Source organism: Bradyrhizobium sp. 1(2017) (assembly GCF_011602485.2).
Taxonomy (GTDB): domain Bacteria; phylum Pseudomonadota; class Alphaproteobacteria; order Rhizobiales; family Xanthobacteraceae; genus Bradyrhizobium.
Window position 1 is genome coordinate 5,224,751 of the sequence record NZ_CP050022.2, and the last position, 13,069, is coordinate 5,237,819.

General features: G+C 65.2%; 9 protein-coding genes, 2 tRNA genes and 1 pseudogene. 6 read left to right on the forward strand and 6 right to left on the reverse strand.

Annotation, left to right across the window (positions count from 1 at the left end; translation table 11 throughout):
* Nucleotides 1-242 precede the first annotated feature (242 nt).
* The gene (locus HAP40_RS24870) at nucleotides 243-2,003 is read left to right on the forward strand and encodes a B12-binding domain-containing radical SAM protein (RefSeq protein ID WP_166815263.1); all 1,761 of its coding nucleotides are present in this window, start codon (nucleotides 243-245) and stop codon (nucleotides 2,001-2,003) included.
* A gap of 15 nt (nucleotides 2,004-2,018) precedes the next feature.
* On the opposite strand, the gene lepB is transcribed toward HAP40_RS24870, so the two are convergent.
* The 5 genes from lepB to HAP40_RS24895 form a co-directional block, all read right to left on the reverse strand.
* The gene (gene lepB, locus HAP40_RS24875; RefSeq protein WP_166815262.1) at nucleotides 2,019-2,774 is read right to left on the reverse strand and encodes a signal peptidase I; all 756 of its coding nucleotides are present in this window, start codon (nucleotides 2,772-2,774) and stop codon (nucleotides 2,019-2,021) included.
* Between the two features lie 159 nt (nucleotides 2,775-2,933).
* Nucleotides 2,934-4,067, reverse strand: coding sequence for a slipin family protein (locus HAP40_RS24880; RefSeq protein WP_166819376.1), 1,134 nt, complete (start codon nucleotides 4,065-4,067; stop codon nucleotides 2,934-2,936).
* A 365-nt stretch (nucleotides 4,068-4,432) separates the two neighbouring features.
* Nucleotides 4,433-4,498: transfer RNA gene (locus HAP40_RS24885), tRNA-Gln, on the reverse strand.
* Between the two features lie 4 nt (nucleotides 4,499-4,502).
* Nucleotides 4,503-4,572: transfer RNA gene (locus tag HAP40_RS24890), tRNA-Phe, on the reverse strand.
* Between the two features lie 175 nt (nucleotides 4,573-4,747).
* A complete protein-coding gene (locus tag HAP40_RS24895) occupies nucleotides 4,748-5,599 on the reverse strand; it encodes a LysR family transcriptional regulator (protein ID WP_166815261.1) in 852 nt (283 codons plus the stop codon).
* Nucleotides 5,600-5,725: 126 nt separating this feature from the next.
* On the opposite strand from HAP40_RS24895, the gene HAP40_RS24900 reads away from it, so the two are divergent.
* The 3 genes and pseudogenes from HAP40_RS24900 (at nucleotide 5,726) to HAP40_RS24910 (ending at nucleotide 8,707) form a co-directional block, all read left to right on the forward strand.
* Nucleotides 5,726-6,319: a cysteine hydrolase family protein gene (locus tag HAP40_RS24900; RefSeq protein ID WP_166815260.1), complete on the forward strand. Its 594-nt coding sequence runs from the start codon at nucleotides 5,726-5,728 to the stop codon at nucleotides 6,317-6,319.
* A gap of 82 nt (nucleotides 6,320-6,401) precedes the next feature.
* Nucleotides 6,402-7,779: pseudogene (locus HAP40_RS24905) on the forward strand (caspase family protein).
* Nucleotides 7,780-7,882: 103 nt separating this feature from the next.
* Nucleotides 7,883-8,707, forward strand: coding sequence for an SDR family NAD(P)-dependent oxidoreductase (locus HAP40_RS24910; RefSeq protein ID WP_166815259.1), 825 nt, complete (start codon nucleotides 7,883-7,885; stop codon nucleotides 8,705-8,707).
* Nucleotides 8,708-8,774: 67 nt separating this feature from the next.
* Here the strand turns inward: HAP40_RS24910 and HAP40_RS24915 are convergent, their stop codons facing one another.
* Nucleotides 8,775-9,869, reverse strand: a complete 1,095-nt coding sequence (locus HAP40_RS24915) for a DUF2778 domain-containing protein (protein WP_166815258.1) — start codon at nucleotides 9,867-9,869, stop codon at nucleotides 8,775-8,777.
* 668 nt (nucleotides 9,870-10,537) lie between these two features.
* Here HAP40_RS24915 and HAP40_RS24920 point away from each other — a divergent pair.
* Nucleotides 10,538-11,062 (forward strand): FecR domain-containing protein, encoded by a 525-nt coding sequence (locus HAP40_RS24920; RefSeq protein ID WP_166815257.1) that lies wholly within the window; start codon nucleotides 10,538-10,540, stop codon nucleotides 11,060-11,062.
* A 100-nt stretch (nucleotides 11,063-11,162) separates the two neighbouring features.
* Complete coding sequence (locus HAP40_RS24925) at nucleotides 11,163-13,055, forward strand: CHASE2 domain-containing protein (protein WP_166815256.1); 1,893 nt, start codon at nucleotides 11,163-11,165, stop codon at nucleotides 13,053-13,055.
* Nucleotides 13,056-13,069 lie beyond the last annotated feature (14 nt).

The window sequence follows — 13,069 nt, forward strand, 5'->3', positions numbered from 1 at the left end:
TTATCATGTGACGGGCTCTCTGCACGTCGACCACTCCTGCGTGCGATTGATATACTCCGCAACGGTACTTCGGTAGCACCACCCCCGGATGACGGGGCTGCCTCGCCGCACCACCGGACCGATCTGCCCATATCAGATATCGGGCGTTGCGCCGCCCCGTCTGCAGCCGAATGTGTCGGCCGCGACAAATCGGCAATCGAAACGAACTTGGCGATCGGTGGATTGCGCGATAGCGTTGACGCATGACATCGAACAAGACGTTCCGGCTTGTTCTCATCAAGCCGTCTCACTACGACAGTGATGGCTATGTGATCCGGTGGTGGCGGGGTGGCCTGCCGTCGAATTCGCTGGCGTGCCTTCACGGCATCGCGCTCAATTGCCGCGAGCGCCAGGTTCTCGGCACTGATGTCGACATCGACATCGAGGCGATCGACGAGACCAACCGGAAAGTCCGGATCGACGCGCTGGCGCGCTCCATCCAGTCAGCCGGCGCTGGCATGGTCATGCTGGTCGGCGTGCAGTCCAATCAGTTTCCGCGGGCGCTCGATATCGCACGGCAGTTTCGCGGTCGGGGCATCCAGGTCGCGGTCGGCGGCTTCCATGTTTCGGGGACGCTGGCGATGTTGCCGGACTGCGACCCCGACATGCGCGAGATCATGGCGCTCCGCGTCTCGGTGTTTGCCGGGGAAGCCGAGGGCCGTCTCGAGCTCGTGCTGAAGGATGCCCTCGCAGGACAGCTCCAGGCAAAGTACGACTTCCTCAACGACCTTCCGCATCTCGAAGGCCAGTCGCTGCCGATCATCCCGCAGGCGCAGATCGCGCGGGTGATGGGCCGCACAACCAGCTTCGATGCGGGCCGCGGCTGCCCGTTCCAGTGCTCGTTCTGCACCATCATCAATGTGCAGGGCCGCAAGTCGCGGCGCCGATCCCCCGACGACATCGAGACCCTGATCCGCGCCAATGTCGCGCAGGGCATTCACGCCTTCTTCATCACCGACGACAATTTTGCGCGCAACAAGGACTGGGAGTTGCTGCTCGACCGCATCATCGCGCTGCGCGAGACGGAAGGATGGCAGCTCAGTTTCACGATCCAGGTCGACACCCTCTGTCACAAGCTGCCGAACTTCGTCGAGAAATGCGCAAGAGCCGGCGTACGACGATGCTTTATCGGCCTGGAGAATATCAACCCCGACAGCTTGCTCGGCGCCAAGAAACGCCAGAACAAGATCACGGATTATCGCGAGATGATGCTCGCCTGGAAACAGGCCAAGATCGTCACCGTTGGCGGCTATATCCTGGGCTTCCCGAACGACACGCTGGCATCGATCGTCCGTGACATCCGGATCATCCAGGACGAACTGCCGATCGACATGCTGGAGTTCTTCTTCCTGACGCCGCTGCCCGGATCGGAAGATCACAAGACGCTCTACGCCAAGGGCGTCGCAATGGACCCGGATCTCAACAAATACGATCTGGACCATGTCACCGTTGCGCACGCGACGATGTCCCAGGCCGAATGGGAGGATGCCTACAGGATGGCCTGGACCACCTATTACAGCTGGGCGCATGTCGAAACGATCATGCGGCGGGCCGCCGCGTCCGGCAACAGCGTCAACCGGATCAAAACCTTCGTTCTCTATTTCAGAGGTTACCATCCGATCGAGCATGTACATCCGCTCGAAGGCGGCGTGCTCCGCCTGAAGAGCAGGCGTGAGCGCCGTCCGCATCTACCAACCGAGTCGGCCTGGCTGTTCTATCCGCGTTTCATCGCGGAAACCGCGACCAAAGCCGCCCAATGGGCGACGCTTGCGATCCGGCTCGAGCGCCTCGCACGCAAGGTCAAGCGCGACCCAAACCGGCTCACCTATACCGACAAGGCGTTGACACCCTGGGTCGATCCAACCGAGAACCTCGAATTGTTCAAGACGAGGTCAAGCCAGGCCTTTCTCGATCAGCGACGACACATCGAGGAAGCGCAGAAGCGGACCATACCTGCCTCGTGAAAAGACGTCGTCGGCCTACTCCACCTTTCCCAGACGCTCCATGTGCGGCTCGCCATCTTCGTCGAGCGACCAGAAGATCCGCGTCACCTTGCCGACGAGATTGTCCATCGGCACGAAGCCGAACGACGACATCATGCGGCTATCGGTGGAATTGTCGCGGTTGTCGCCGAGCACGAAGAAATGGCCCGGCGGCACCGTGACGACGTTGGTGTTGTCGAGAAAACCGTTGTCGGCGCAGTCGAAGGTCACATAGGACGTGCCGCTCGGCAGCGTCTCGCGCCAGCGCTTGACCTTGATGCTGCCATCCGCACCGCAGGCCGTGTAGGCAAGCCCGTATTCGAGCGCGACGCGCGTCACCGGACGGTCGTTGAGGATGAGCTGGCCCTGCCGCATCTGGATACGGTCGCCAGGCAGTCCGACCACGCGCTTGACGTAGTCGGCAGAGGTGTCTTTCGCGGTCCGGAACACGACGATGTCGCCATGCTCCGGCTCTGCGGCAAGGACGCGGCCGGAAATCCAGGACGGCGCGAAGGGAAACGAATAGCGCCCGTAGCCATAGGCACTCTTCGAAACGAACACGTAGTCGCCGACCATCAGCGTCGGCGACATCGAACCAGACGGAATGTTGAACGGCTGGTACAGGAAGAAGCGAAACAGGAACGGCGGCGACCACAGCACCGGGATCAGCAGGATCAGGATCACGATCGCCTTCCATTCCCGCGATTGCGCCGACGACCGCGCCGGCCGGATCGTGTCCTCAAGAGTGGTCATGCAGCTGCCCTGATCAAGTCCGTGTCGGCACGAGATTACGCAACTCTTGCGCGCGTGCAATCCCCGCTCCGTGATCTTGGTCGCACAGGCGCTGCCATCCGTTCATGGCGGACGATGCGACGGATATGTGAAGGGCCGCCCGTGGGCGGCCCTTCGGTTTCACGCACTCTCGGGCGCCTTCAGGCGCACGAGCCGGGTCAGGAGGGCGTCGAGACCCTCGCCGTTGCCGGCATGGAGGTCGATGCGGCCGACCTTCTCGACCAGCCGCTCCAGCGACTCCAGCTCCTTGAGCCGGAGCAGCAGAGGGTTCTCCTCCATCAGGCGGGCGGTGTTCAGGAGCGACCGTGTCGCCGCGGTCTCCTCCTGCCGGCGGATCAGGTTCGCCTTCGCGACCCGCTCCGCCTCCACCACCTTGTTCACCAGCTCCCGGATCTCGCCGGGCAGGATCACGTCCTTGACGCCGAGCTCGGTCACCTCGACACCGGACCCCGCGACGCGTGCCCGCACATAGTCGCGCAGCTCCGCATCCAGCGCCGCCTTCGCAGACAGCACCTCGTCCAGCGTCCGGCCCGCGACCGCTTCGCGGATCGCGAACTGCACCAGGCGGTACAGCCACGCATCCACGTCGGGCACGGTCGCAACCGTGCGCTCTGGATCGACAACCCGGCGGAACGCAGTCAGCGTCACCCGCAGCGCGATGCGATCCTTGGTCAGCATCTCCTGCGCAGTGATCTCGACCGCCTGGGGCCGCAGGTCGAGGCGCTTGACCTCGATCTTGCGGCCGACAGTCCAGAAGGCGTGCCGGCCAGGCGCAAGCCGCTCCACGATCCGGCCCTCGACATAGAGCAGGCCCGCCTCGTGGTTCTCGACCACAGCTTCCGTCACGACGGTCGAGCGGTTGCGCTCGATCATGGCCAGGTGCCGCGCATCGACCCTGGCATCGCGCGACACATCGATGCGCTCGACATCGATGCGGGTTGCGACCTTCCAGTAGACGCGCACCTGCCAGGGCGTCATCAGATGCACGGGCCGGCCATCGAGGCTGACGATGGCGATCTCGTCCGCCTTCGTCTCGACCGCCTCGAACAGCTCCGCGGCGAGATCGGGCCGCGCGGCCTTCAGCACCGCGTAGCGATCCGCAGAAAATTCGCTGCGGACCACGTCGAGCACCTCGGCCTTCAGCTCGTGCAGGGGATCGAACAGCCGGTGCTTGCCGGGCGCGAGCACGCGCACGAGCTGCCCGTTGCGCGTGAGCAGCGCACGCTCGCCATCCTTCACCGTCAAGTTGAGCATCAGCAAGTGCCAGCTCTTGTTCGAAGTCACGACACGCCTCCTTCGTTTGCGCCCGGCCGGATGCCGGACGACAGGTTTCGCTTGCAAAGGACGTGAGGACGCGGACGACGCTTCCCGGGAGATCGACGGGCCGGGGCTTGAGCTTGCACGACGACGGGCGCACGCGCGCGATCGCGCGACGCGTGTCGCGCGGTCATGCGGAGCCACCCGGCATCGGCGCAAGCGGTATCTACCCGCGGCGCAAAGCCGGTCTCACAGTGTCTAGGTTCGGACGGAAAGCCTTGCGGCAAAACGGCCGGACTGCGACTGAAGCGCGCGTCCGGTCCTCGTCAGAGGTATCAGCTTTTCAGGCTGAAACGGAGCGCTGGAGCGGGATTCGAACCCGCGTCACGATGAGTCAGTGTCATCTGCTCTACCAAACTGAGCTATCCTTTGTGCAAGAGACCGGCATCGAACCGATACCTTCGGGTGTTCAGCCCGACGCTCTCCATGAGCTACGTCCTGCGTTTCTCCTTCATTCGGCGGAACACGAAACCGGAGACCGGCCCGCGCCGGTCGGGATCTCAGAGAGCCCGAACCCATGGCCTAGCGAAGGACCGCGCTAATAGACGAAGCACGTTCGGGTTGCAAGAGGCTGCGCGAAGATTTTTCGTCGGGCGTCACGTACCGTGACGCGACGATCACAAGTCGACGTCGCGTCGGGCGCGCGACATTTGCTCGAAACAAGACCGCACCCAGTCGATCGTCACGCGAGTCGCGGAATCGCGCTTGAGATGGTTTTGCACGAGCAGCCAGACGTCGCGCCGTTTCGGCAGCAGCGTGGCGCGCAGGCGGCGGTCGCCGAGCAACTCGGTGCAGCTGTGCTCCGGCAGCACGCCCGCGGCCCGGTGCGACCGGATCAGCGTGCGGATGACGCGGACATTGTCGGTCACGCAGCGCGGCCGGATTTTCTTGGTCCGCAGAAACTGCATCTCCGGAATGGCGCCGAGCTCGTCCGGATAGGCGCACAGCATCGGCTCGCTTTCGGTCGCGACCGGCTCGAAATAATAGAGCTTGATGTCACCGAGCCTCGAAATGGAAAAGTCGCCCTTGTCGGGCTTGCGCAGCCGGATCGCGAGATCGGCTTCCCAGCGCGAGAACCTGACATTGTCGCTCGAGGTCAGGAATTGCAGCGTCAGGCCGGGATTGGCGCGCAGGAAGTCGCTCGCATGCGGTGCCAGCACCTCCTCCGCGAATGCATTGGTGGAGGCGATGCGCAAATCTCCCGCCGGGCCGGGCAGGCTCCGACCGACACGGCCGATCTCGGCGGCATGCGCAGCCATCGCCTGGACATGCGCGAGCACCGCTTCGCAGCTCCGGGTCGGCCTGCGGACGCCGTCGGCGGCCTCGAACAGGCGCAGGCCGAGCGCGCGCTCGATGCGCGACAGCCGGCGTCCGACCGTGGTCTCGTCGATGCGCAGCCGTGCGCTGGCGCCGGCATAGGTGCCCTCGTCCCTGACCGCGGCAATGATGCGAAGGTCGTCCCAGTTCATGGCGCAAGGTTACATTGGTCGGCAATGGCCTGCAATATCGCAGCCATCGGCTGCAATATCCCTGCATATCGGCAGGCAGCCGGGAGGCTATGCTCGGCCCAACCCGCTGTCCTGGAGAATTGAGCCATGACCTCCGCAAAGACCCTGCTGCAACTCGCCGGTGCTGACCTCACCCCGCCACGTCTTGGCGACGCCGCCTTGGTGCTGATCGACATCCAGAACGAATATCTGGCGGGCCCCCTCGCCCTGCCCGACGCCAAGCCTGCGATCGTGCGGGCGGCCGCGCTGTTGGCGCGGGCGCGCCAGCGCGGCGCTGCGATCATCCATATCGCCCATCGCGGCAAGCAAGGCGGCCTGTTCGATCGCTCCGCCGATCGCGGCGCCATCGTCGCCGAGCTCAGCCCACGTGCGAATGAGCTCGTGATCGAGAAGGAGCTGCCGAACGCCTTCGCCGGCACCGACCTGCAGGCGCAGCTCGCCGCGAGCGGACGCAAGGACATCGTGCTGGCCGGCTTCATGACGCATATGTGCGTCAGCTCCACCGCGCGTGCCGCGCTCGATCTCGGTTTTCGCACGACCATCGATGCAGACAGCTGCGCCACCCGTGACCTGCCCGACGGAAGCGGCGGCACGCTCGACGCCCGGACCATCCACGAGGTCGCGCTCGCCGAGCTGTCGGACCGCTTCGCGATCATCGCACGCGGCGACGCACTGGGGTGACCGCGGGGTTGATCTCCGGCGTTTCCTTGCAAGGGGGCATTGAAGTCGACCCGGCATGCGCTAATCTCAGGGGATATTTTCGATATTTCCCTGGACGGCATTCAGGCGAGCTTTTTCCGGATCGCGCCTGGCCGAGCTTTGCCTAGTCCACCTCGCCTGCTGGCTTTGTCCTGGTTCCGCATTGGCGGAAACGCGGATCGCGCTCGTCGTCGGCAATGGCGCCTATACCTCCACGGCGCAACTCCCCAACCCGTCGCACGATGCCGAGGACGTCGCCGCCTCGCTCAAGCGCAGCGGCTTCGAGGTGCTCCAGGGCATTGACCTGCGCCAGGCCGAGATGCAGGACCTCACCATCCGCTTCGCGCGCGCGGCCAGCAGAGCCGATGTCCATGTTCTATTACAGCGGCCATGCGATGCAGTACAACGGCGTGAACTATCTGATGCCCATCGACGCCATGCTGACTGATGAAGCGGACCTCAAGCGCTTCGTGCGGGTCGACGACATCGTGAACGATCTACAGCAGGCCAAGAACCTGCGCATCCTGGTGCTCGATTCCTGCCGTGACAATCCGCTCGCCGAAACACTCAAGCGCTCGGCCGGCGCGACCCGCGCCGCCTCGATCGGACGCGGGCTGTCGAAGATCGAGGCGCCGCGCGGCACGATCGTATCGTTCTCGACGCAATCAGGACAGGTCGCCCGCCGACGGCACCGGCCGCAACAGCCCCTACACGACGGCGTTCCTGAAGCACATCGAGCAGCCGCACGAGATCGGCGACGTCTTTCGCGACATCAGCAGCGACGTCTACGATTCGAGCGGCAAGACCCAGCTCCCGGAGCTGTCGCTGTCGATCATCGGCAAGTTCTATCTGAACGGACAGGTCGCGATCACGGTCGCCCCACCGCGCCCCAGCCCACGCCGCGGCCCGATCCGTGCGCAGCCGCGGAGGCACACTGGAAGGCCGCCGAGAGCATCGGCAATGCCAGCGCCTTTGAGGATCATCTGGCGCGATTTTCGAGTTGCAGCTTCGCCGGTCTCGCCAAGGCGCGGATCGAGGGCCTGAAGCAGAAGACGGTGCTCGCGCCGGCGTCAGACGCCGCCCGGGCCAGCGGGACCAAGGCCTTCGACGGCAACTGGGACGTGACGTTGAACTGCCCGACTTCGGGCAAGGCGCAGGGCTTCACCAGGGCCCTGGCAGCCACCGTGACGAACGGCGTGTTTCACGCCGAGGGGCAGAACCCAGGCGGGAGCAACCGGCTGGAGATCGACGGCCAGATTCCGGCGGACGGCAAGACGACGTTGAGTGCACGCGGCACGACGGGGGCGAGCGCCTACACCCTCAATAACCTTGCGCCCGGCTCGCCCTACGCCTTTACGATCGATGCGCAGTTCGAACGCAGCCGCGGCAGCGGCAAGCGCAACGAGGCGCGGGCCTGCAACCTGGTTTTCGTCAAGCGCTGATCGTGCGATGATCGCGACTGCGCCGCGTACACGCGTTACACCGCACGTGTGGCGATGGCGATTGGCCCCGCAATCGACTGACTTCTCACAACAGGAAAAGATCATGACATCGCATGACACGGCGAAGATTCTGGCCGGCAAGGTCGCACTGGTGACCGGCGCGGGGCGCGGGCTCGGCCGCGCTTTTGCTGAGAGGCTCGCTGCGCTCGGCGCCGACGTTGCCATCCACGGCATGCGCGAGAATGGCCCCGCGGAATATGGCGAGGGCACCACCCTCACCGCGGTGGCCGAAGCCATCGGACAGCAATTCGGCGTCCGCAGCCAGCGGGTGCTCGGCGATCTCACCAAGGGCGAGGACATCGCACGCGTGATTGCCGAGACGGAGGCTGCGCTCGGCTCGATCGACATTCTCGTCCACAATGCCGGCGGCGACATCGCGGCCGCCGGCGGCAAGCCGGATCCGAACGATGCGGTGAACATCAAGGAGGCCGACGTGCGCGCGGTGCTGGAGCGTAATCTGCTCTCGACCATCCTGACCTGCCAGGCGGTCGCCAAGGGCATGATGGAGCGGCGATCCGGCCGCATCGTCACGCTCGGCTCGGTCGCGGCGTTCAAGGGGCGAACCAACGGCTCGATTTATGCGGTGTCGAAGGCCGGCGTGACCCACTACACGCGATGCCTTGCCGACCAGCTCCGTCCCTACGACATCGCCGTCAACTGCATCGCGCCTGGCGATACCCGCACGGGCCGCTTCCTCGGCACGCGGGCCGTGGATCCGGACCGGATGGTCGAGAGCGGCACGCTCGACCGCATCGCGACGGTGGACGAGGTCGCGCGTGTCGTGGAGTTCTTTGCCGGCCCCATGGGCGCCTTCGTCTCCGGCCAGGTGCTGAGGATCGACGGCGGCGGACAATGTTGGCCGGGCTGACAACGGGCCCGTGAAAAAGAAAGGGCCGCTGCGAGCGGCCCTTTGCGTCATTCACAGAAGGATGAGATCACTCAACCCGCGCCAGCACCGCGAGCTTGCGGATGCCCTTGTTGCGATAGGCGTCGAGGAACGCGTAATAGTCCTTGAACGACACGCAGCCGTTCGAGTCGCCGTTCGGCCCGAGCATGTAGGTGTGCGCGAGCAGGCCGTCGCGGCCGTAGATCGCACTCTCGCCGCCGATCGGGGTCAGGCGCAGCGCCGGCACGCCGTGGAACAGCGCTTCGCGCGGCTTCAGCGTGTAGATGTGCGGCGGCGTCACGCCGCGCATGCGGGTGCGCTGCGAGCGCGGATCGTCGAGGTTGGAACCGAGGCCGGAATGCGCCTCGAGCTTGGTGCCATCGGGCAGATAGACCGTCTTGGCGGTGATGTCGTAGACCGCGGTATCGCGCTCATAGGGCGGCGCGCCGCCGAACATCGGGTTCTGCTCCTTGGGCGCGATGGCCGCGGTGATGCTGGCATCGGCCGAGGCGTAGGCCAGAAGCCCGCCGGACGGCTCACGCTTGCCCCAGAGTTTTTCGACCATCGACTGACGCGGGCCGGTGATCGCCATCACCGCCGCCTTGGCGCGATCGGCGAACGACTTCGGCTTCGCCTCGGGTGCCGGCACGATCTGGGCCGGATCGGCCGAGGCGAGCTGCATCTGGGCATCCGGAGCGCGCTTGGCCTTGTCCGCGGTCTTGTCGGTGGACTTGTCGGCAATCTTGGCCGGGGCCGACGGTTTCAGCGCTTCCGCGACCTTCGCGATCACACTCTGCTTCGGCGCGTCCTTGACCACGGCGACCTGGGTCGCGGGCGCGGCGCTGGCCGCATTCGATGGTACGCCTTGCGTCGCAGCCGCGGCAAAGCGCTCGTTGAACATCTCGCGCGAGATCGGCGCGGCAATCTGGATCCGATCGGGCAAGAGCGAGAAGGCTTCCTTGACCGCCTCGCCCGCCTCCCGCAGCGCGACCTTGGGCGCACGCTTGATCACGGGCTCGTCATAGCCAATGCTGCCGACGGTCGGATAGACGCTGGCGCCGAGGATGTTGGTGTAGATGGTCCAGCCGGCGCCCATCACGACGCAGCCGATCGCCGCGGCGCCGAGCCATTTACGGGTGGTCATTTTCCGGGAAGATTTCCGCGAATAGCTCTTCGAGAACTTCTTGGACTTCCGTGCCGCGTTACTCTGCGCAGCGATACTCGTACTCATTCGCCTTGCGTCCAGGACGGTGTCACCAAGTCCCCCTTCGAAGTGCCGCTGGTCACGATCCGGGAACAGCATCTCGCAGAGGGTCGGAGCGTCATTAAGGCGACTTTTAGTTAAATGCGGATTAAGTTCGGGCGGATGTGGGGCAGCTCGTTAACGCTGTCTCATTTTGGGAAAAAAGCCCGCAGAACTACGGACTTATTCGGATCTGTTAACCATAATTCTCGGCCGGATCGGCGCGTTCTGCCGGGGTGTCCGGCGGCATCTCCAAGGCCATCCAATCACGTCGTTTTCGTGGTCTTTATGCCCGGAGGATAACGGGGAAGCGTTGCGCGAGGCTGGTGGGCGCGCCCCTCTCCAACCGCTGCGCTGCTCTCATTGCCCGCGCTCATCCTGCATCACACATCCTGCGTGGCGCGCTCACGCGGCACGGCGCCGTGATTGAAAGTTGATCGCGCCGGTCTGGAAATCGGCGCGACGAGAAAGTAGTTCCTACCTCGGCACTTTTCAGCAGCCTCTGTGCATGATACGGTACCGTATCAACATCGCCTTGGACTGTGCCGCGCACGCAAACGGAGGCTGGCATGAGAGGCTTTTCGCGCGCCGCGTATTTCGCCGCAGCGTGGTCACTGTTGTTGATGGGGTTTGCAAGCGCACAGCCCGCTGCCAGTACGGGCTGCACGGATTCGCCGTCGGCCGCAGGCACGCAAATTTGGCGCTGCAACAACGGCGTCACGATCGTTGCCGAAAACGGCGCCCGATTTGAACTTAAGGACGCCAACCGCGACGGACATATAGACTCCGTGGAGTTGAGCAGCAAAGCGCTGCTGATCGAAGTGCCCAAGAAACGCGGTGGCAATCCCTTCAAGGTGCTGACCCCGCAGGCGATTGCCGCGGTGCGCGGCACGAAATGGGCGGTCGACGTCGCTGACGCCAAGACCTCCGTGTTCGTCGCCGATGGCCGTGTCGGCGTGAGCCGCAGGGCCCGTGGACGCGGCGTCGTGCTCGGACCGGGCCAAGGCGTTGATGTCGAGACAACCGGCCCGCTGACCGTCAAGACATGGGGCCAGCCGCGCGTTGACGCACTCATGGCGAGGCTCCGGCAATAAGTCTCGGACGTAAGGCTTGGACGACGAGACTTGGACGATAAGGCCGGGTAACGACGCTGGCCAATGAGATTTGGACAATAGAAGATTGCAAGACGACCGCATGCGTAGCCGACGCGTTCAGATCCTGATGGCATTCGTGCTCACCGCACTGTGGGGCGCGGGCATCTATACCGCGCACGCCAACGGCCACCTGCGCTTTCTCGACCGCCTCGAGGCGACGCTGACGGATTGGCGGACCCAAATCCGCGGCGTGCAGCGCCCGCCCGATTTCGTCACCATCGTCGCGATCGACGATACCGTGGTGAAGCGCGGGGGGACCTATCCGCTGCCGCGCGCCGATCTCGCCCGTGTCGTCGACACCATCGTGCAATTCAATCCGAAGGTCGTCGCGATCGACCTGCTGCTGGTCGACCGCAGCGCCGCGATCGGCGATGCCACGCTGGCGAACACGCTCGCCACGGGTCCGATGGTCCTCGCCGCCGCGGCAATCTTCCCGTCTGCCAGCGAGACCATTGAGCCGAGCAGCGATGGGCCCCTCGCCACCCTGCCCCAGGCCGAGCGCTTCCTGCTGCCGCTGCCGGCGTTCGCCGACCATGCCGAGGTCGGCGTCGTCAACGTCGCGACCGGCCAATCGGGATCGCCGCTCTCGGTGCCGATGCTGTTCCGCACCCGGGACAAGGTCGAGCTGTCATTTCCGCTTCGCGTCGCTGCGCGCGCGCTCGACAAGCCGCTGACGATCGCACCCGATCATCTCATGCTCGGCGATCGCGCGGTGCCGACCGACGCCGACTTCGCGCTGCCGATCACATACTATGGCCCACGCCGCACCATCCGCACCGTCAGCGCGCAGAGCATCTTCGACGGCACGCTCAGCCGCGCCGCCATCGAGAACCGGATCGTCGTGATCGGCGCTTCGGTCGCCGGCGGCGGCGACTTCTACCCGACGCCGTTCGATTCCCTGATGCCGGGGGTCGAGGTGGTTTCGACCGCAATCACCCATCTCGTCGCCGGCGACGGCATCTTGCGCGATCGCAGGGTCCGTATCGCCGACGCATTTGCCGCGATCCTCCTGCCGATGCTGCTGGTTGGCCTGCTCGCCTGGCGGCGCAGCGCGCTCGGCATCATGGCGGCGGCTGCGGTGATGATCGCCTGGGCCGGGCTCAACGTGCTCGCATTCACGCATGGCGTCTGGCTGAACGCTGCCACCACGCTTGCGGCCACCGTGCCGCCGGTCGCGGTCTTTGCCGGTGTGCAGCTGTGGGCAGGAGGCCGCCGCACGCAATATCTCGCCGCCAAGAGCAGGTCGCTGGCGCAATTCCAGGCGCCGGCGGTGCAGGAGTGGCTGGCGCGCGATCCGAACTTTTTGTCGAAACCGGTCCGCCAGGACGCAGCCGTGGTCTTCATCGATCTCTCCGGCTTCACGGCTCTGAGCGAACGGACCGATCCGGATGCGCTCCGGGAGATCGTGAAGGCGTTTCACGCGCTGATCGACAAGACCGCGGTCGATTGCGGCGGCATGATCACCGGCTTTCTCGGCGACGGCGCCATGATCCTGTTCGGCCTGCCGCGCGCCATGCCGGATGACGCCGCGCGCGCGCTGAATTGCGCGATCGGCCTGCATCGCGGCGTCGAGCGCTGGATCGCCTCGCTGCCGCCGGCGATCGGCAACCAGCTTGGTTTCAAGATCGGCGCCCATTGCGGCGAGATCGTCGCCTCCCGCCTCGGCGGGAGCCACCAGCACATCACGGCGACGGGCGACACGGTCAATGTCGCGAGCCGGCTGATGGAGGTCGCCGCGCAGAACCATGCGCGGCTCGCACTGAGCGATACGCTGCTGGATGCAGCCGACTTCCACGGCGCTCCCGACGGCATCCTGACAGGCCCCCTCCTCACCCAGGTCCGCGGCCGCTCCGGCGTCGTGACCGTGTGGTTCTGGCGGGACAGGGATGGGCCGGGCGGCCAGGCGGCTACCAAGGCTGAAATGATCGACTGATAGACACCGCGCCC

Excerpts from the sequence above, each read along its gene's own strand:
- HAP40_RS24870 (WP_166815263.1), top strand. The coding sequence starts at position 243 with ATGACATCGAACAAGACGTTCCGGCTTGTTCTCATCAAGCCGTCTCAC.
- lepB (WP_166815262.1), bottom strand. The coding sequence starts at position 2,774 with ATGACCACTCTTGAGGACACGATCCGGCCGGCGCGGTCGTCGGCGCAA.
- HAP40_RS24880 (WP_166819376.1), bottom strand. The coding sequence starts at position 4,067 with ATGCTCAACTTGACGGTGAAGGATGGCGAGCGTGCGCTGCTCACGCGC.
- HAP40_RS24895 (WP_166815261.1), bottom strand. The coding sequence starts at position 5,599 with ATGAACTGGGACGACCTTCGCATCATTGCCGCGGTCAGGGACGAGGGC.
- HAP40_RS24900 (WP_166815260.1), top strand. The coding sequence starts at position 5,726 with ATGACCTCCGCAAAGACCCTGCTGCAACTCGCCGGTGCTGACCTCACC.
- HAP40_RS24910 (WP_166815259.1), top strand. The coding sequence starts at position 7,883 with ATGACATCGCATGACACGGCGAAGATTCTGGCCGGCAAGGTCGCACTG.
- HAP40_RS24915 (WP_166815258.1), bottom strand. The coding sequence starts at position 9,869 with ATGACCACCCGTAAATGGCTCGGCGCCGCGGCGATCGGCTGCGTCGTG.
- HAP40_RS24920 (WP_166815257.1), top strand. The coding sequence starts at position 10,538 with ATGAGAGGCTTTTCGCGCGCCGCGTATTTCGCCGCAGCGTGGTCACTG.
- HAP40_RS24925 (WP_166815256.1), top strand. The coding sequence starts at position 11,163 with ATGCGTAGCCGACGCGTTCAGATCCTGATGGCATTCGTGCTCACCGCA.